21 protein-coding genes are annotated in these 16,120 nt (G+C 54.8%); all 21 read right to left on the reverse strand.

Going from position 1 to position 16,120, the window contains the following annotated elements; genetic code table 11:
* Window position 1: 1 nt before the first annotated feature.
* Window positions 2–394, reverse strand: a complete 393-nt coding sequence (rpsH, locus tag F8N85_RS14345; RefSeq protein ID WP_003186040.1) for a 30S ribosomal protein S8 — start codon at window positions 392–394, stop codon at window positions 2–4.
* A 209-nt stretch (window positions 395–603) separates the two neighbouring features.
* The gene (gene rpsN, locus F8N85_RS14350; protein WP_003176414.1) at window positions 604–909 is read right to left on the reverse strand and encodes a 30S ribosomal protein S14; all 306 of its coding nucleotides are present in this window, start codon (window positions 907–909) and stop codon (window positions 604–606) included.
* A 13-nt stretch (window positions 910–922) separates the two neighbouring features.
* On the reverse strand, window positions 923–1,462 hold the full coding sequence (gene rplE / locus F8N85_RS14355; RefSeq protein WP_003186044.1) for a 50S ribosomal protein L5: 540 nt from the start codon (window positions 1,460–1,462) through the stop codon (window positions 923–925).
* Between the two features lie 22 nt (window positions 1,463–1,484).
* Entirely contained in the window at window positions 1,485–1,799 is a 315-nt protein-coding gene (gene rplX, locus F8N85_RS14360) for a 50S ribosomal protein L24 (RefSeq protein WP_033059465.1), read from the reverse strand.
* Between the two features lie 11 nt (window positions 1,800–1,810).
* Window positions 1,811–2,179: a 50S ribosomal protein L14 gene (gene rplN / locus F8N85_RS14365; protein WP_002555479.1), complete on the reverse strand. Its 369-nt coding sequence runs from the start codon at window positions 2,177–2,179 to the stop codon at window positions 1,811–1,813.
* A gap of 23 nt (window positions 2,180–2,202) precedes the next feature.
* The gene (gene rpsQ, locus F8N85_RS14370) at window positions 2,203–2,469 is read right to left on the reverse strand and encodes a 30S ribosomal protein S17 (RefSeq protein ID WP_003176419.1); all 267 of its coding nucleotides are present in this window, start codon (window positions 2,467–2,469) and stop codon (window positions 2,203–2,205) included.
* Between the two features lie 2 nt (window positions 2,470–2,471).
* A complete protein-coding gene (rpmC, locus tag F8N85_RS14375; protein WP_002555481.1) occupies window positions 2,472–2,663 on the reverse strand; it encodes a 50S ribosomal protein L29 in 192 nt (63 codons plus the stop codon).
* Window positions 2,663–3,076, reverse strand: coding sequence for a 50S ribosomal protein L16 (rplP, locus tag F8N85_RS14380; RefSeq protein ID WP_150804242.1), 414 nt, complete (start codon window positions 3,074–3,076; stop codon window positions 2,663–2,665). Before rplP ends, rpmC begins: the two co-directional genes overlap by 1 nt.
* A gap of 12 nt (window positions 3,077–3,088) precedes the next feature.
* Window positions 3,089–3,775 (reverse strand): 30S ribosomal protein S3, encoded by a 687-nt coding sequence (rpsC, locus tag F8N85_RS14385; protein ID WP_003176422.1) that lies wholly within the window; start codon window positions 3,773–3,775, stop codon window positions 3,089–3,091.
* Between the two features lie 13 nt (window positions 3,776–3,788).
* Window positions 3,789–4,121 (reverse strand): 50S ribosomal protein L22, encoded by a 333-nt coding sequence (gene rplV / locus F8N85_RS14390; RefSeq protein ID WP_003210077.1) that lies wholly within the window; start codon window positions 4,119–4,121, stop codon window positions 3,789–3,791.
* Window positions 4,122–4,134: 13 nt separating this feature from the next.
* The gene (rpsS, locus tag F8N85_RS14395) at window positions 4,135–4,410 is read right to left on the reverse strand and encodes a 30S ribosomal protein S19 (protein ID WP_002555486.1); all 276 of its coding nucleotides are present in this window, start codon (window positions 4,408–4,410) and stop codon (window positions 4,135–4,137) included.
* 16 nt (window positions 4,411–4,426) lie between these two features.
* On the reverse strand, window positions 4,427–5,251 hold the full coding sequence (gene rplB, locus F8N85_RS14400) for a 50S ribosomal protein L2 (protein ID WP_003176423.1): 825 nt from the start codon (window positions 5,249–5,251) through the stop codon (window positions 4,427–4,429).
* Window positions 5,252–5,265: 14 nt separating this feature from the next.
* The gene (rplW, locus tag F8N85_RS14405) at window positions 5,266–5,565 is read right to left on the reverse strand and encodes a 50S ribosomal protein L23 (protein WP_002555488.1); all 300 of its coding nucleotides are present in this window, start codon (window positions 5,563–5,565) and stop codon (window positions 5,266–5,268) included.
* Complete coding sequence (rplD, locus tag F8N85_RS14410) at window positions 5,562–6,164, reverse strand: 50S ribosomal protein L4 (RefSeq protein ID WP_150642942.1); 603 nt, start codon at window positions 6,162–6,164, stop codon at window positions 5,562–5,564. The genes rplW and rplD overlap by 4 nt, the downstream gene beginning before the upstream one ends.
* Before the next feature lie 12 nt (window positions 6,165–6,176).
* Window positions 6,177–6,812 carry a 50S ribosomal protein L3 gene (rplC, locus tag F8N85_RS14415; protein WP_150804243.1) on the reverse strand — a complete coding sequence of 212 codons (636 nt, stop codon included), beginning with the start codon at window positions 6,810–6,812 and terminating at the stop codon, window positions 6,177–6,179.
* Window positions 6,813–6,892: 80 nt separating this feature from the next.
* Entirely contained in the window at window positions 6,893–7,204 is a 312-nt protein-coding gene (rpsJ, locus tag F8N85_RS14420) for a 30S ribosomal protein S10 (RefSeq protein ID WP_003186070.1), read from the reverse strand.
* Between the two features lie 140 nt (window positions 7,205–7,344).
* On the reverse strand, window positions 7,345–8,538 hold the full coding sequence (gene tuf, locus F8N85_RS14425) for an elongation factor Tu (protein WP_150804244.1): 1,194 nt from the start codon (window positions 8,536–8,538) through the stop codon (window positions 7,345–7,347).
* A 30-nt stretch (window positions 8,539–8,568) separates the two neighbouring features.
* Window positions 8,569–10,671 (reverse strand): elongation factor G, encoded by a 2,103-nt coding sequence (gene fusA / locus F8N85_RS14430; protein ID WP_150804245.1) that lies wholly within the window; start codon window positions 10,669–10,671, stop codon window positions 8,569–8,571.
* A 30-nt stretch (window positions 10,672–10,701) separates the two neighbouring features.
* Window positions 10,702–11,172 carry a 30S ribosomal protein S7 gene (gene rpsG, locus F8N85_RS14435; protein WP_010490886.1) on the reverse strand — a complete coding sequence of 157 codons (471 nt, stop codon included), beginning with the start codon at window positions 11,170–11,172 and terminating at the stop codon, window positions 10,702–10,704.
* A 118-nt stretch (window positions 11,173–11,290) separates the two neighbouring features.
* Complete coding sequence (gene rpsL, locus F8N85_RS14440; RefSeq protein WP_002555494.1) at window positions 11,291–11,662, reverse strand: 30S ribosomal protein S12; 372 nt, start codon at window positions 11,660–11,662, stop codon at window positions 11,291–11,293.
* A 220-nt stretch (window positions 11,663–11,882) separates the two neighbouring features.
* The gene (rpoC, locus tag F8N85_RS14445; RefSeq protein WP_150804246.1) at window positions 11,883–16,082 is read right to left on the reverse strand and encodes a DNA-directed RNA polymerase subunit beta'; all 4,200 of its coding nucleotides are present in this window, start codon (window positions 16,080–16,082) and stop codon (window positions 11,883–11,885) included.
* Window positions 16,083–16,120: the final 38 nt, after the last annotated feature.

Below are 16,120 nucleotides of genomic sequence, written 5' to 3' on the forward strand. Positions count from 1 at the left end.
CTTAGAACACAGTGCAAAGAACTTCGCCGCCGACACCGGCAGCGCGCGCAGCACGATCCGTCATCACACCTTTGTTGGTGGAGACGATAGACACACCGAGACCGCCACGAACTTTCGGCAGATCATCGACGGACTTGTACTGACGCAGGCCTGGACGGCTAACGCGCTTCACTTCTTCGATGACCGGACGGCCTTCGAAATATTTCAGCTCGATAGACAGCAGTGGCTTGATTTCGCTGCTGATCTGATAACCCGCAATGTAACCTTCGTCCTTCAGGACTTTGGCAACAGCTACCTTCAAAGTAGAAGATGGCATGCTTACGACGGACTTTTCAGCCATCTGGGCATTACGGATTCGAGTTAGCATGTCCGCTAACGGGTCCTGCATACTCATGGGCTAGACGCTCCTAATACAAAAAAATTAGCCTTGCGGCTACTACGTGTCGCCGAGTACATCCGTACGAAAAAAGTACGGGCTCAGGCGAGCCGGGTATTCTAGACACACCCCACAAATGAATCAAGCCCCAAAAGGGGCTTGATTCAGATTCAAGGCCACCGACGGTCAGGATCTTGCGATCCTGGCCATCGAGACTTTGACAGTGCTTACCAGCTGGCTTTAACCAGACCAGGTACGTCACCACGCATTGCAGCTTCACGCAGTTTGTTACGGCCAAGGCCGAACTTGCGGTAAACGCCGTGTGGACGACCGGTCAGGCGGCAGCGGTTACGCATGCGCGAAGCGCTTGCGTCACGTGGCTGCTTCTGCAGAGCAACTGTAGCTTCCCAACGTGCTTCTGGACTTGCGTTCAGATCAACGATGATAGCTTTCAGTGCTGCACGCTTTTTGGCGTACTTGGCAACCGTGAGCTGACGCTTCAGCTCGCGGTTTTTCATGCTCATCTTGGCCATTTTCCTACTCCAATCAGTTGCGGAACGGGAATTTGAAAGCGCGCAGCAGTGCGCGACCTTCATCATCTGTCCGAGCAGTGGTGGTCAGGGTAATGTCCAGACCGCGGAGAGCATCGATCTTGTCGTAGTCGATTTCCGGGAAGATGATCTGCTCTTTAACGCCCATGCTGTAGTTACCACGACCATCGAAGGACTTGGCATTCAGGCCGCGGAAGTCGCGAACCCGAGGCAGGGAGATCGACAGCAGACGATCCAGGAATTCATACATACGCTCACGGCGCAGAGTCACTTTGACGCCGATCGGCCAACCTTCACGGACTTTAAAGCCAGCGATGGATTTCCGAGCGTAAGTCACAACGACTTTTTGACCGGTGATCTTTTCCAGGTCAGCAACAGCGTGCTCGATGACTTTTTTGTCGCCGATCGCTTCGCCCAGACCCATGTTCAGGGTGATTTTGGTAACGCGCGGAACTTCCATCACGTTCGAAAGCTTAAGTTCTTCCTTAAGTTTCGGAGCGATTTCCTTCCGGTAAATCTCTTTTAGTCGTGCCATGGTCTTATCTACCTAGCAGTGTTCAAGCATCAACCGCTTTTTGGGTCGACTTGAAGACACGAATTTTCTTGCCGTCTTCTACTTTGAAACCAACGCGGTCAGCCTTGTTGGTTTCGCCGTTGAAAATGGCGACGTTAGAAGCGTGCAGTGGCGCTTCTTTTTCGACGATACCGCCTTGTACGCCCGACGCCGGGTTAGGCTTGGTATGACGCTTGACCAGGTTCAGACCACCAACGACCAGACGGTCGTCAGCGAGAACCTTAAGCACCTTACCGCGCTTACCTTTGTCTTTGCCGGCGATCACGATGATCTCGTCGTCACGACGAATCTTTTGCATGTCGGATCTCCTTACAGCACTTCTGGGGCGAGCGAGACGATCTTCATGAACTTCTCAGTACGAAGTTCACGGGTCACTGGCCCAAAGATACGGGTGCCGATCGGCTCTTGCTTGTTGTTCAGAAGAACAGCAGCGTTGCCATCAAAGCGGATAATGGAGCCATCTGCACGGCGAACGCCGTGACGAGTGCGGACTACAACAGCAGTCATCACTTGGCCTTTTTTCACTTTACCGCGAGGAATTGCTTCCTTCACGGTAACTTTGATGATGTCACCGATACCAGCGTAACGACGATGGGAGCCACCCAGCACCTTGATGCACATAACACGGCGAGCGCCGCTGTTATCGGCCACATCGAGCATGGATTGAGTCTGAATCATATAATTTCTCCGACCCCTAGTCCTTAGACTTCCACAGCGCGTTCGAGAACATCAACCAGTGCCCAAGACTTGGTCTTGGCCAGGGGACGAGTTTCACGAATAGTGACTTTGTCGCCGATGTGGCACTGATTGGTTTCGTCGTGCGCGTGCAGCTTAGTCGAACGCTTAACATATTTACCGTAGATCGGGTGCTTAACGCGGCGCTCGATCAGAACGGTGATGGTTTTGTCCATCTTGTCGCTGACAACACGGCCAGTCAGCGTACGGACAGTTTTTTCGGCTTCAGCCATGATCACTTACCTGCCTGCTGGTTGAGCACAGTCTTCACGCGAGCAATGTCACGCTTAACTTGCGAGAGCAGATGAGACTGCCCCAACTGGCCAGTTGCTTTCTGCATACGCAGATTGAACTGGTCGCGCAGCAGGCCGAGCAGTTGCTCGTTCAGCTGCTGTGCGGATTTTTCACGAAGTTCATTCGCTTTCATCACATCACCGTCCGTTTAACAAAGGCGGTGGCGAGCGGCAGCTTTGCAGCAGCCAGGGCAAAAGCCTCACGCGCCAGCTCTTCAGTAACACCCTCGATTTCATACAGGACTTTGCCTGGCTGAATCTGGGCAACCCAGTACTCCACGTTACCCTTACCTTTACCCATCCGAACTTCGAGTGGCTTTTTGGTGACAGGCTTGTCCGGGAATACACGGATCCAGATCTTGCCGCCACGTTTAACGTGACGGGTCAGAGCACGACGCGCTGACTCGATCTGACGAGCGGTGAGACGACCACGAGCTACAGACTTCAGCGCATATTCGCCGAAGCTGACTTTGCTACCGCGCAATGCCAAGCCACGGTTGTGGCCAGTCATCTGCTTGCGGAACTTCGTACGCTTTGGTTGCAACATTTGGCGTACCCCTTACTTAGCAGCTTTTTTACGAGGCGCTGGTGCTTGTGGTTTCAGCTCTTCTTGGCGACCACCAATTACTTCGCCTTTGAAGATCCAAACCTTTACACCGATCACACCATAAGTGGTGTGAGCTTCGTAGTTGGCATAGTCGATGTCGGCACGCAGGGTGTGCAGTGGCACACGACCTTCGCGATACCATTCAGTACGTGCGATTTCAGCACCGCCGAGACGACCGCTCACTTGGATTTTGATGCCTTTGGCACCAATGCGCATGGCGTTCTGTACAGCGCGTTTCATAGCGCGACGGAACATTACGCGACGCTCCAGCTGCTGAGCTACGCTCTGCGCAACCAGCATACCGTCGAGCTCCGGCTTGCGGATCTCTTCGATATTGATGTGCACAGGCACACCCATTTGCTTGGTCAGGTCCTGACGCAGTTTCTCAACATCTTCACCTTTCTTCCCGATAACGATACCCGGGCGAGCGGTGTGGATGGTGATACGTGCAGTTTGAGCCGGACGATGGATATCGATACGGCTTACGGACGCGCTTTTTAGTTTGTCTTGGAGATACTCACGCACCTTCAGATCAGCGAACAAATAGTCCGCATAAGTCCGGCCGTCTGCATACCAGACGGAGGTGTGTTCCTTGACGATTCCCAGGCGAATGCCAATGGGATGTACTTTCTGACCCATCTCTTCGACTCCGTTACTTGTCAGCAACCTTGACAGTGATATGGCAAGACCGCTTGACGATGCGATCAGCACGGCCTTTGGCTCGTGGCATGATTCGCTTCAGCGAACGCCCTTCGTTGACGAAAACGGTGCTGACTTTAAGGTCATCAACGTCTGCGCCTTCGTTATGCTCGGCGTTGGCTACGGCCGACTCCAGCACTTTCTTGATGATCTCGGCGGCTTTCTTACTGCTGAAAGCCAACAGGTTGAGCGCTTCGCCCACCTTCTTCCCGCGGATCTGGTCGGCGACCAAGCGGGCTTTCTGGGCGGAGATTCGAGCGCCCGACAACTTAGCGGCTACTTCCATCATTCCTTACCCCTTAACGCTTGGCTTTCTTGTCTGCCACGTGCCCACGATATGTGCGGGTACCGGCAAACTCGCCTAGTTTGTGGCCGACCATGTCTTCGTTCACGAGAACTGGAACATGTTGACGACCGTTATGCACAGCAATGGTCAGACCGACCATTTGTGGCAGGATCATGGAACGGCGCGACCAGGTTTTCACTGGTTTGCGATCGTTCTTTTCCGCCGCCACTTCGATCTTCTTCAGTAGGTGAAGATCAATAAAAGGACCTTTTTTCAGAGAACGTGGCACTGTCGTATCCCTCTATTTACTTGCGACGACGGACGATCATTTTGTCGGTACGCTTATTACCACGAGTCTTCGCGCCCTTAGTCGGGAAGCCCCATGGCGATACCGGATGACGACCACCAGAGGTACGACCTTCACCACCACCATGTGGGTGGTCAACCGGGTTCATGGCAACACCACGAACGGTTGGGCGAACGCCACGCCAGCGTTTGGCACCAGCTTTACCCAGCGAACGCAGGCTGTGCTCGGAGTTCGAGACTTCGCCCAGGGTCGCACGGCATTCAGCCAATACTTTACGCATCTCACCAGAGCGCAGACGCAGGGTCACGTAGACACCTTCACGAGCGATCAGCTGAGCCGAAGCACCAGCGGAACGAGCGATTTGCGCGCCTTTACCCGGCTTCAATTCGATGCCGTGTACGGTGCTACCAACTGGAATGTTACGCAGTTGCAGAGCGTTGCCCGGCTTGATCGGCGCCAAGGCACCTGCGATCAGCTGGTCGCCAGCGCTCACGCCTTTAGGGGCGATGATGTAGCGACGCTCGCCATCTGCGTACAGCAGCAGAGCGATGTGAGCAGTACGGTTTGGATCGTATTCAATACGCTCGACAGTGGCAGAGATGCCATCTTTGTCGTTGCGACGGAAATCGACCAGACGATAATGCTGCTTATGGCCACCACCGATGTGACGAGTGGTAATGCGACCATTGTTGTTACGACCACCAGTCTTCGATTTCTTCTCGAGCAGCGGTGCGTGAGGAGCGCCTTTATGCAGCTCCTGGTTGACCACCTTGACCACAAAACGGCGGCCAGGGGAAGTCGGTTTGCATTTAACGATTGCCATGATGCACCCCTTCCTTACTCAGCACTGCTGCTGAAATCGAGATCTTGGCCTGGCTGAAGGGAGATAACTGCCTTCTTCCAGTCATTACGCTTGCCCAGACCGCGAGCAGTGCGCTTGCTCTTACCCAGAACATTCAGGGTAGTAACACGCTCTACTTTCACGCTGAACAGGCTTTCGACGGCCTTCTTGATTTCCAGCTTGGTTGCATCAGTAGCAACCTTGAAAACGAACTGGCCTTTCTTGTCTGCCAGAACCGTAGCCTTCTCGGAAACGTGCGGGCCAAGCAGAACTTTAAATACGCGTTCCTGGTTCATCCCAGCAGCTCCTCGAATTTCTTCACGGCCGACACGGTGATCAACACCTTGTCGTATGCGATCAGACTAACTGGATCGGAACCTTGCACGTCACGTACATCAACGTGTGGCAGGTTGCGAGCAGCCAGGTACAGGTTCTGATCAACAGCATCGGACACGATCAGGACATCAGTCAGACCCATGCCATTCAGCTTGTTCAGCAGATCTTTGGTTTTCGGTGCTTCAACAGCGAAGTCCTGAACCACGACCAGACGATCAGTACGCACCAGTTCAGCAAGGATGGAACGCATTGCTGCGCGGTACATCTTCTTGTTGAGCTTCTGGGAGTGATCCTGTGGACGAGCTGCGAAAGTGGTACCGCCGCCACGCCAGATTGGGCTACGGATAGTACCGGCACGAGCACGGCCAGTACCTTTCTGACGCCAAGGGCGCTTACCGCCACCACGAACGTCGGAACGGGTCTTTTGCTGCTTGGTACCCTGACGGCCGCCGGCCATGTAGGCCACGACTGCTTGGTGAACCAGTGTCTCGTTGAACTCGCCGCCAAATGTCAGTTCGGAAACTTCGATCGCTTGAGCGTCATTTACATTTAATTGCATGTCAGCTTCCCCTTAACCGCGAGCCTTGGCCGCTGGACGTACAACCAGGTTGCCGCCAGTAGCGCCAGGAACAGCACCCTTGACCAACAACAGATTGCGTTCAGCGTCGACGCGCACTACTTCGAGGGACTGCACGGTCACGCGCTCAGCGCCCATATGACCGGACATTTTTTTGCCCTTGAATACACGACCAGGAGTCTGGCACTGGCCAATAGAGCCCGGGACGCGGTGGGAAACGGAGTTACCGTGAGTGTTGTCTTGGCCACGGAAATTCCAACGCTTGATCGTACCCTGGAAGCCTTTACCCTTGGACTGACCGGTCACATCGACCAGTTGACCAGCGGCGAAGATTTCAGCGTTGATCAGATCGCCAGCCTGGTACTCGCCTTCTTCAAGACGGAACTCCCAGACGCCGCGACCAGCTGCAACGTTTGCTTTAGCGAAGTGACCTGCTTGAGCAGCAGTCACACGCGAAGCACGACGCTCGCCGACAGTGACTTGCACTGCACGATAGCCATCGGTTTCTTCAGTTTTGAACTGGGTGACGCGATTCGGCTCGATCTCAATGACCGTGACCGGAATGGAGACACCTTCTTCGGTGAAAATACGGGTCATACCGCATTTACGACCGACTACACCAATAGTCATGTTGTAAACCTCATGAGTGTACGGGGCTTTCACCCGCTATGGCCGCCCATTTCAGAGCGTTACACGACTAAGACCGAGTCTTAGCCGAGGCTGATCTGTACTTCCACACCGGCCGCAAGATCAAGCTTCATAAGTGCATCAACGGTTTTATCCGTTGGCTGGACGATGTCCAGTACGCGCTTATGAGTACGGATCTCATACTGGTCGCGCGCGTCTTTGTTGACGTGCGGAGAGACCAGAACGGTGAACCGTTCTTTACGGGTAGGCAGTGGAATCGGACCACGCACTTGAGCACCAGTACGTTTCGCGGTTTCCACGATTTCCTGGGTGGATTGGTCGATCAGGCGATGGTCAAAAGCCTTCAACCTGATACGGATTTGCTGATTTTGCATTGGATTTCAGACTCCAGGCTGCTATTCCCACCGAGCGCAATACGCCCGTTAAAAGGAGGCGCAATTCTATAGACGGGCCCACAAAGTGTCAACCCAATAAAAAAGCCCCCGCAAGCGGGGGCTCTTTTATCAATCAACGCTTAGGCGATGATTTTGGCTACGACGCCAGCGCCGACGGTACGACCGCCTTCACGAATAGCGAAACGCAGACCATCTTCCATTGCGATGGTTTTGATCAGGGTGACAACCATTTTGATGTTGTCGCCTGGCATTACCATTTCAACGCCTTCCGGCAGTTCGCAGTTACCGGTCACGTCAGTGGTCCGGAAGTAGAACTGTGGACGGTAGCCTTTGAAGAACGGAGTGTGACGACCGCCTTCTTCTTTGCTCAACACGTACACTTCAGCTTCGAAGGTAGTGTGCGGCTTGACCGAACCTGGCTTGACCAGAACCTGGCCACGCTCAACGTCGTCACGCTTGGTACCACGCAACAGAACGCCGCAGTTCTCGCCAGCACGACCTTCGTCGAGCAGCTTACGGAACATTTCAACACCGGTGCAGGTGGTGAGGGTAGTGTCACGCAGACCAACGATTTCCAGCGGATCCTGAACCTTGACGATACCGCGCTCGATACGACCGGTCACAACAGTACCGCGACCCGAGATCGAGAATACGTCTTCGATTGGCATCAGGAACGGCTTGTCGATAACACGGATTGGATCTGGAATGTAGCTGTCCAGAGTCTCAACCAGTTTACGAACGGCAGTGGTGCCCATTTCGTTGTCATCTTGGCCGTTCAGAGCCATCAGAGCGGAACCGATGATGATCGGAGTGTCGTCGCCCGGGAAGTCGTAAGTGCTCAGCAGATCGCGCACTTCCATCTCAACCAGTTCCAGCAGCTCAGCGTCGTCAACCATGTCAGCCTTGTTCAGGAAGACAACGATGTACGGTACGCCTACCTGACGGGACAGCAGGATGTGCTCACGAGTCTGTGGCATCGGACCATCAGCGGCCGAGCAAACCAGGATCGCGCCATCCATCTGCGCAGCACCGGTGATCATGTTCTTCACATAGTCAGCGTGACCTGGGCAGTCAACGTGAGCGTAGTGACGGATCAGCGAGTTGTATTCAACGTGCGCAGTGTTGATGGTGATACCACGAGCCTTTTCTTCCGGAGCGCTGTCGATCTTGTCGAAAGCAACAACGGCCGAACCGAAAACTTCGGAGCAGACGCGAGTCAGAGCTGCGGTCAGCGTGGTTTTACCATGGTCAACGTGACCGATGGTGCCAACGTTGACGTGCGGGAGGTCACGTACAAATTTTTCTTTAGCCACGACAATTAACTCCTTGCCTAAAGGACTGAATCAGCCTTGTTTTTTAGTGACAGCTTCGACGATATGCGACGGAGCTACATCGTATTTTTTGAATTCCATAGAGTAGCTCGCGCGACCCTGGGACATGGAACGGACGTCGGTCGCATAACCGAACATCTCACCCAGCGGAACTTCGGCGCGAATCACTTTGCCGGAGACCGTGTCTTCCATACCCAAAATCATGCCGCGACGACGATTCAAGTCGCCCATCACGTCACCCATATAGTCCTCAGGTGTAACAACCTCTACCGCCATCACCGGCTCAAGCAACACACCACCACCTTTGGTAGCCAGTTGCTTGGTTGCCATGGAAGCAGCCACCTTAAACGCCATCTCGTTGGAGTCGACGTCGTGGTAAGAACCATCGAAAACGGTCGCCTTCAGGCCGATCAGCGGATAGCCGGCCACAACGCCGTTCTTCATCTGCTCTTCGATACCCTTCTGGATAGCCGGGATGTATTCCTTAGGAACCACACCACCAACCACTTCGTTCACGAATTGCAGACCTTCCTGACCTTCGTCAGCAGGTGCAAAACGGATCCAGCAGTGGCCGAACTGACCACGACCGCCGGACTGGCGAACGAACTTGCCTTCGATCTCACAGGCCTTCGTGATCTTCTCACGGTAGGAAACCTGTGGCTTGCCGATGTTGGCTTCGACGTTGAACTCACGGCGCATCCGGTCAACCAGGATGTCCAGGTGCAACTCGCCCATGCCAGAGATGATCGTTTGACCGGTCTCTTCATCAGTCTTGACGCGGAAAGATGGATCTTCCTGAGCAAGTTTGCCCAGAGCGATACCCATTTTTTCCTGGTCGTCCTTGGTCTTGGGCTCAACGGCGACCGAAATAACCGGCTCCGGGAAGTCCATGCGAACCAGGATGATTGGCTTGTCAGCGGTGCACAAAGTCTCGCCAGTGGTGACGTCCTTCATGCCGATCAAGGCCGCGATGTCACCAGCGCGTACTTCCTTGATTTCTTCACGGGCGTTTGCGTGCATTTGCACCATACGACCCACGCGCTCTTTCTTGCCTTTAACCGAGTTGATCACGCCGTCACCGGAGCTCAACACGCCCGAGTAAACCCGGACAAAGGTCAAAGTACCCACGAATGGGTCGGTAGCGATCTTGAACGCCAGCGCCGAGAACGGTTCGCTGTCGTCTGCATGACGCTCCAGTTCGATAGTCTCGTCATCCGGGTCGGTACCCTTGATGGCAGGAATGTCGACGGGTGCCGGCAGGTAATCGATAACGGCGTCGAGAACCAGGGGAACACCCTTGTTCTTGAAGGAAGAACCGCAAACAGCCAGGACGATTTCGCCAGCGATAGTACGCTGACGCAGAGCACCCTTGATTTCCGCGATGGTGAGTTCTTCACCTTCGAGGTACTTGTTCATCAGTTCATCGTTGGCTTCGGCGGCTGCCTGCACCAGGTTGTCACGCCACTCTTCAGCCAATTCCTGCATATCTGCAGGGATAGCTTCGCGACGAGGAACCATGCCCTTGTCAGCGTCGTCCCAGTACACAGCTTCCATGTTGATCAGATCGATCTGACCCAGGAACTTGTCTTCGGCACCGATAGCCAACTGGATAGGCACCGGGGTGTGACCCAGACGCTTTTTGATCTGTTCGATCACGCGCAGGAAGTTCGCACCAGCACGGTCCATCTTGTTGACGTAAACAAGACGTGGAACGCCGTATTTGTTGGCTTGACGCCATACGGTTTCCGACTGAGGCTCAACACCCGAGGTACCGCAGAACACAACGACCGCGCCATCGAGTACACGCAGGGAACGCTCAACTTCAATCGTGAAGTCAACGTGGCCCGGGGTGTCGATGACGTTGAAGCGGTACTTGTCGTACTGCTTGGAAGAACCTTGCCAGAAGGTAGTGATCGCAGCAGAAGTAATGGTAATACCACGCTCCTGCTCCTGCACCATCCAGTCTGTGGTCGCGGCGCCGTCATGCACCTCGCCCATCTTGTGGTTTACGCCAGTGTAAAAAAGGACGCGCTCGGTGGTGGTGGTTTTGCCAGCATCCACGTGAGCAACGATACCAATGTTACGGTAGCGGTTAATCGGAGTAGTACGAGCCATAAAGCCCTCGCAAAATTATTGACGCTAAAATTAGAAGCGGTAGTGCGAGAAAGCCTTGTTGGCTTCAGCCATACGGTGCACGTCTTCACGCTTCTTAACTGCAGCACCTTTACCTTCAGCAGCGTCCAACAGTTCGCCAGCCAAACGCAGAGCCATAGACTTCTCGCCGCGCTTGCGGGCGAAGTCTACCAACCAGCGCATTGCCAGGGCGTTACGACGGGACGGACGAACTTCGACCGGAACCTGGTAAGTAGCACCGCCTACACGGCGCGACTTTACTTCGACCAGCGGAGCGATGGCGTCGAGAGCTTTCTCGAAGATTTCCAGGGGATCGCTGTTCTTGCGTTCTTTAACCTTGTCCAGCGCGCCATAAACGATACGCTCGGCAACGGCTTTCTTGCCGCTTTCCATCACGTGGTTCATGAACTTGGCCAGGATTTGGCTTCCGTATTTTGGATCGTCAAGCACTTCGCGCTTGGCTGCTACGCGTCTTCTTGGCATGGATAAGCCCTCAAACGGTCTTCAGGTTCGCTCGGAATCGGTGCCCTTGCGGGACGCCTCCGACCTTACTCTTATCGACTCAGAAAAATAGAATTCAGTTTTTTACAAAAAGCCACTACTACTTAGGCTTCTTGGTACCGTACTTCGAACGACCCTGGTTACGACCTTTAACGCCGGAAGTATCCAAGGAGCCGCGAACGGTGTGGTAACGAACACCTGGCAAGTCTTTTACACGACCGCCGCGGATCAGTACCACGCTGTGCTCTTGCAGGTTGTGGCCTTCACCGCCGATGTACGAGGAAACCTCGAAACCGTTGGTCAGACGCACACGGCATACTTTACGCAGTGCCGAGTTAGGTTTTTTCGGCGTGGTGGTATACACACGGGTGCATACGCCACGACGTTGCGGGCAGTTCTGCAGCGCAGGCACGTCGGATTTCTCGACGATACGCTTACGCGGCTGACGTACCAGCTGGTTGATAGTTGCCATCTACTAGCTCCACTGTTGTCTTGCGACGCTATTGTCTTGCAAGAAAAGCAAAATGGCAGGAACGAATTCCCGCCAAATTTAGGGGTACAAGAGTCTAAAGAGGTTCTCGTCCCCAGTCAAGGCAAGGCCCCGACCTCCCTACCCTACCAACCCCAGGGAAAAAATCCCCCAGGCTGGTCAGGCAGGGCTGCCAGGGCCCGACACTTATTTACCGCAGAACTCAGTTACCGCTCGAGTTCAGCGCTTCGGTCAGTGCAGCTTCCACTTCACTGGCGCTCACGCGCAACGGTTTGTCAGCATCACGGCGACGCTTGCGCTCGCTGTGATAAGCCAGACCGGTACCGGCCGGGATCAGACGACCCACGACCACGTTTTCTTTCAGGCCGCGCAGGTAATCGCGCTTGCCGGTTACCGCCGCTTCGGTCAGTACGCGAGTGGTCTCTTGGAAAGAGGCCGCCGAGATGAACGATTCGGTGGACAACGACGCCTTGGTGATACCCAGCAACACACGAGTGAACTTGGAAACGAATTTCTCGTCCGCGCTCAAACGCTCGTTCTCGACCAAAACGTGAGTCAATTCCATCTGGTCGCCCTTGATGAAAGTGGAATCGCCAGATTCAGCGATTTCAACTTTACGCAGCATCTGACGCAGGATGGTCTCGATGTGCTTATCGTTGATCTTCACGCCTTGCAGACGGTAAACGTCCTGGATCTCGTTAACGATGTACTTGGCCAGCGCACTCACACCCAGCAGACGCAGGATGTCGTGTGGATCGCTCGGACCGTCGGAGATAACTTCGCCGCGGTTAACCTGTTCGCCTTCGAAGACGTTCAGGTGACGCCACTTCGGAATCAGCTCTTCATACGGATCGGTACCGTCGTTCGGGGTAATGACCAGACGGCGCTTGCCTTTGGTCTCTTTACCGAACGCGATGGTGCCGCTGACTTCAGCCAGAATCGAGGCTTCTTTCGGACGACGGGCTTCGAACAAGTCGGCAACACGCGGCAGACCACCGGTGATGTCACGGGTTTTCGAAGTTTCTTGCGGGATACGCGCGATAACATCACCGATCGCAACCTGCACACCATCCGCCACGCCGACCAGGGCGTTGGCTGGCAGGAAGTACTGAGCCGGTACGTCGGTACCTGGCAACAGCAGATCCTTGCCATCGACACCGACCATCTTCACGGCAGGACGGATGTCTTTACCGGCAGCTGGACGGTCTTTGGCGTCGAGTACTTCAATGTTGGTCATACCGGTCAATTCGTCAGTCTGACGCTTGATCGTGATGCCTTCTTCCATGCCCACGTAGGTCACGGTACCTTTCATTTCGGTAACGATTGGGTGAGTGTGCGGATCCCACTTGGCCACGATTGCGCCAGCGTCGACCTTGTCACCTTCTTTAACCGAAATCACAGCACCGTACGGCAGCTTGTAGCGCTCGCGCTCACGACCGTAGTCATCAGCGATCGCCAACTCACCGGAACGGGACACAGCAACCAGGCAGCCATCCACTCGCTCAACGTGCTTCAGGTTGTGCAGACGGACGGTACCGCCATTTTTCACCTGAACGCTGTCGGCCGCGGAGGTCCGGCTTGCCGCACCACCAATGTGGAACGTACGCATCGTCAGCTGGGTACCCGGCTCACCGATGGACTGGGCAGCGATAACGCCGACCGCTTCACCGATGTTCACCTGGTGACCACGAGCCAGGTCACGGCCGTAGCACTTGGCACAGATGCCATAGCGGGTTTCGCAGCTGATCGGCGAACGTACGATCACTTCGTCGATGCTGTTGAGTTCGATGAACTCGACCCACTTCTCATCCACCAGGGTGCCGGCAGGAACGATAACGTCCTCGGTACCTGGCTTGAATACGTCACGGGCAATGACACGACCCAATACGCGCTCACCCAACGGCTCTACAACGTCACCGCCTTCAATGTGCGGAGTCATTACCAGGCCATGTTCGGTGCCGCAATCGATCTCGGTCACAACCAGATCCTGCGCCACGTCTACCAGACGACGAGTCAGGTAACCGGAGTTCGCAGTTTTCAACGCGGTATCCGCCAAACCTTTACGAGCACCGTGAGTGGAGATGAAGTACTGAAGTACGCTCAAACCTTCACGGAAGTTCGCAGTAATCGGCGTTTCAATGATGGAACCGTCCGGCTTGGCCATCAGGCCACGCATACCGGCGAGCTGACGGATCTGCGCAGCAGAACCCCGCGCGCCCGAGTCGGCCATCATGTACATCGAGTTGAAGGACTCTTGGTCGACTTCGACGCCGTGACGGTCGATAACCTTCTCTTTCGAGAGGTTCGACATCATCGCCTTGGACACTTCGTCGTTCGCCTTGGACCAAAGGTCGATCACTTTGTTGTACTTCTCGCCCTGGGTTACCAGGCCGGAGGCGTACTGACTTTCGATCTCTTTCACTTCATCGGTAGCAGCACCGATGATGGCCGCTTTCTCATCCGGGATAACGAAGTCGTTAACACCGATGGAAACGCCGGAAATGGTCGAATAGGCAAAACCGGTGTACATCAACTGGTCAGCGAAGATCACGGTCTCTTTCAAACCAACCACGCGGTAGCACTGGTTGATCAGCTTGGAGATCGCCTTTTTCTTCATCGGCTGGTTGACCACGTCGTACGACAGGCCAGGTGGAACAACCTGGAACAACAGCGCACGGCCGACAGTGGTGTCGACGATACGGGTGTTCTTGACGCTGCCACCATCACGATCGTTGACGGTTTCGTTGATCCGCACTTTGACCTTGGCGTGCAGTGCGGCTTCGCCGGCACGGAACACACGGTCAACTTCCTGCAGATCCGCGAACACACGACCTTCGCCCTTGGCGTTGATCGCTTCACGAGTCATGTAGTACAGACCCAATACAACGTCCTGCGACGGAACGATGATTGGCTCACCGTTGGCTGGCGACAGAATGTTGTTGGTCGACATCATCAACGCACGCGCTTCGAGCTGGGCTTCCAGCGTCAGCGGTACGTGCACGGCCATTTGGTCGCCGTCGAAGTCGGCGTTGTACGCAGCACAGACCAGAGGGTGCAGCTGGATAGCCTTACCTTCGATCAGTACCGGTTCAAACGCCTGGATACCCAGACGGTGAAGGGTCGGTGCACGGTTGAGGAGAACCGGGTGTTCGCGAATCACTTCAGCGAGAACGTCCCAGACCTCTGGCAGTTCGCGCTCGACCATCTTCTTGGCAGCTTTGATGGTGGTAGCAAGACCACGCATTTCCAGCTTGCCGAAAATGAACGGTTTGAACAGCTCGAGAGCCATTTTCTTCGGCAGACCGCACTGGTGCAGACGCAGGGTCGGACCTACGGTAATTACCGAACGACCCGAGTAGTCAACACGCTTACCGAGCAAGTTCTGACGGAAACGACCCTGCTTACCCTTGATCATGTCAGCCAGGGATTTCAGAGGACGCTTGTTGGAACCGGTGATAGCGCGGCCACGACGACCGTTGTCGAGCAAGGCATCGACAGCTTCTTGCAACATACGCTTTTCGTTGCGCACGATGATGTCCGGAGCGGACAGATCGAGCAAACGCTTCAAGCGGTTGTTACGGTTGATCACGCGGCGGTACAGGTCGTTGAGGTCGGACGTCGCGAAACGACCACCATCCAACGGTACCAGCGGACGCAGATCTGGCGGCAGAACCGGCAGAACGGTCAGCACCATCCATTCTGGAAGGTTGCCGGAACCCTGGAAGGCTTCCATCAACTTCAGACGCTTGGACAGCTTCTTGATTTTGGTTTCGGAGTTGGTTTGCGGAATCTCTTCACGCAGACGGCCAATCTCGTGTTCCAGGTCGATAGCGTGCAGCAGTTCACGAACGGCTTCGGCACCCATGCGGGCATCGAAATCGTCGCCGAACTCTTCCAGCGCTTCGAAATACTGCTCATCGTTCAGCAGTTGACCTTTTTCAAGGGTGGTCATGCCTGGATCGATAACGACATAGCTCTCGAAGTAGAGAACGCGTTCGATATCACGCAGGGTCATGTCCATCAGCAAGCCGATACGCGACGGCAGCGATTTCAGGAACCAGATGTGGGCAACTGGCGAAGCCAGTTCGATGTGCGCCATGCGCTCACGACGAACCTTGGCCAGTGCGACTTCAACGCCGCACTTCTCGCAGATCACACCACGGTGCTTCAAGCGCTTGTACTTACCGCACAGGCACTCGTAATCCTTTACCGGGCCAAAGATCTTGGCGCAGAACAGACCGTCACGCTCTGGTTTGAACGTACGGTAGTTGATGGTTTCCGGCTTTTTAACTTCACCGAACGACCACGAACGGATCATCTCAGGCGAGGCCAATCCAATACGGATGGCGTCGAACTCTTCGACTTGACCCTGGTTTTTCAGCAAATTCAGTAGGTCTTTCAAGGCCTTTCCTCCTGGCGGAGCAGAGAGCGGGCAATCCT

Origin of the sequence: Pseudomonas fluorescens, from assembly GCF_902497875.1 — a bacterium.
In the GTDB taxonomy this organism is placed as follows: Bacteria; Pseudomonadota; Gammaproteobacteria; order Pseudomonadales; family Pseudomonadaceae; genus Aquipseudomonas; species Aquipseudomonas fluorescens_BR.

Bases quoted from the DNA above. Each gene is read 5' to 3' on its own strand.
- rplX (WP_033059465.1), bottom strand. From the start codon at position 1,799: ATGCAAAAGATTCGTCGTGACGACGAGATCATCGTGATCGCCGGCAAA.
- rplP (WP_150804242.1), bottom strand. From the start codon at position 3,076: ATGTTGCAACCAAAGCGTACGAAGTTCCGCAAGCAGATGACTGGCCAC.
- rpsQ (WP_003176419.1), bottom strand. From the start codon at position 2,469: ATGGCTGAAGCCGAAAAAACTGTCCGTACGCTGACTGGCCGTGTTGTC.
- rpsG (WP_010490886.1), bottom strand. From the start codon at position 11,172: ATGCCAAGAAGACGCGTAGCAGCCAAGCGCGAAGTGCTTGACGATCCA.
- rplV (WP_003210077.1), bottom strand. From the start codon at position 4,121: ATGGAAGTAGCCGCTAAGTTGTCGGGCGCTCGAATCTCCGCCCAGAAA.
- rplN (WP_002555479.1), bottom strand. From the start codon at position 2,179: ATGATTCAGACTCAATCCATGCTCGATGTGGCCGATAACAGCGGCGCT.
- rplW (WP_002555488.1), bottom strand. From the start codon at position 5,565: ATGAACCAGGAACGCGTATTTAAAGTTCTGCTTGGCCCGCACGTTTCC.
- rplE (WP_003186044.1), bottom strand. From the start codon at position 1,462: ATGGCACGACTAAAAGAGATTTACCGGAAGGAAATCGCTCCGAAACTT.
- rpsN (WP_003176414.1), bottom strand. From the start codon at position 909: ATGGCCAAGATGAGCATGAAAAACCGCGAGCTGAAGCGTCAGCTCACG.
- rpsL (WP_002555494.1), bottom strand. From the start codon at position 11,662: ATGGCAACTATCAACCAGCTGGTACGTCAGCCGCGTAAGCGTATCGTC.
- rpmC (WP_002555481.1), bottom strand. From the start codon at position 2,663: ATGAAAGCGAATGAACTTCGTGAAAAATCCGCACAGCAGCTGAACGAG.
- rpsC (WP_003176422.1), bottom strand. From the start codon at position 3,775: ATGGGTCAGAAAGTACATCCCATTGGCATTCGCCTGGGAATCGTCAAG.
- rplC (WP_150804243.1), bottom strand. From the start codon at position 6,812: ATGACTATTGGTGTAGTCGGTCGTAAATGCGGTATGACCCGTATTTTC.
- rpsH (WP_003186040.1), bottom strand. From the start codon at position 394: ATGAGTATGCAGGACCCGTTAGCGGACATGCTAACTCGAATCCGTAAT.
- rpsJ (WP_003186070.1), bottom strand. From the start codon at position 7,204: ATGCAAAATCAGCAAATCCGTATCAGGTTGAAGGCTTTTGACCATCGC.
- fusA (WP_150804245.1), bottom strand. From the start codon at position 10,671: ATGGCTCGTACTACTCCGATTAACCGCTACCGTAACATTGGTATCGTT.
- rplB (WP_003176423.1), bottom strand. From the start codon at position 5,251: ATGGCAATCGTTAAATGCAAACCGACTTCCCCTGGCCGCCGTTTTGTG.
- rplD (WP_150642942.1), bottom strand. From the start codon at position 6,164: ATGCAATTAAATGTAAATGACGCTCAAGCGATCGAAGTTTCCGAACTG.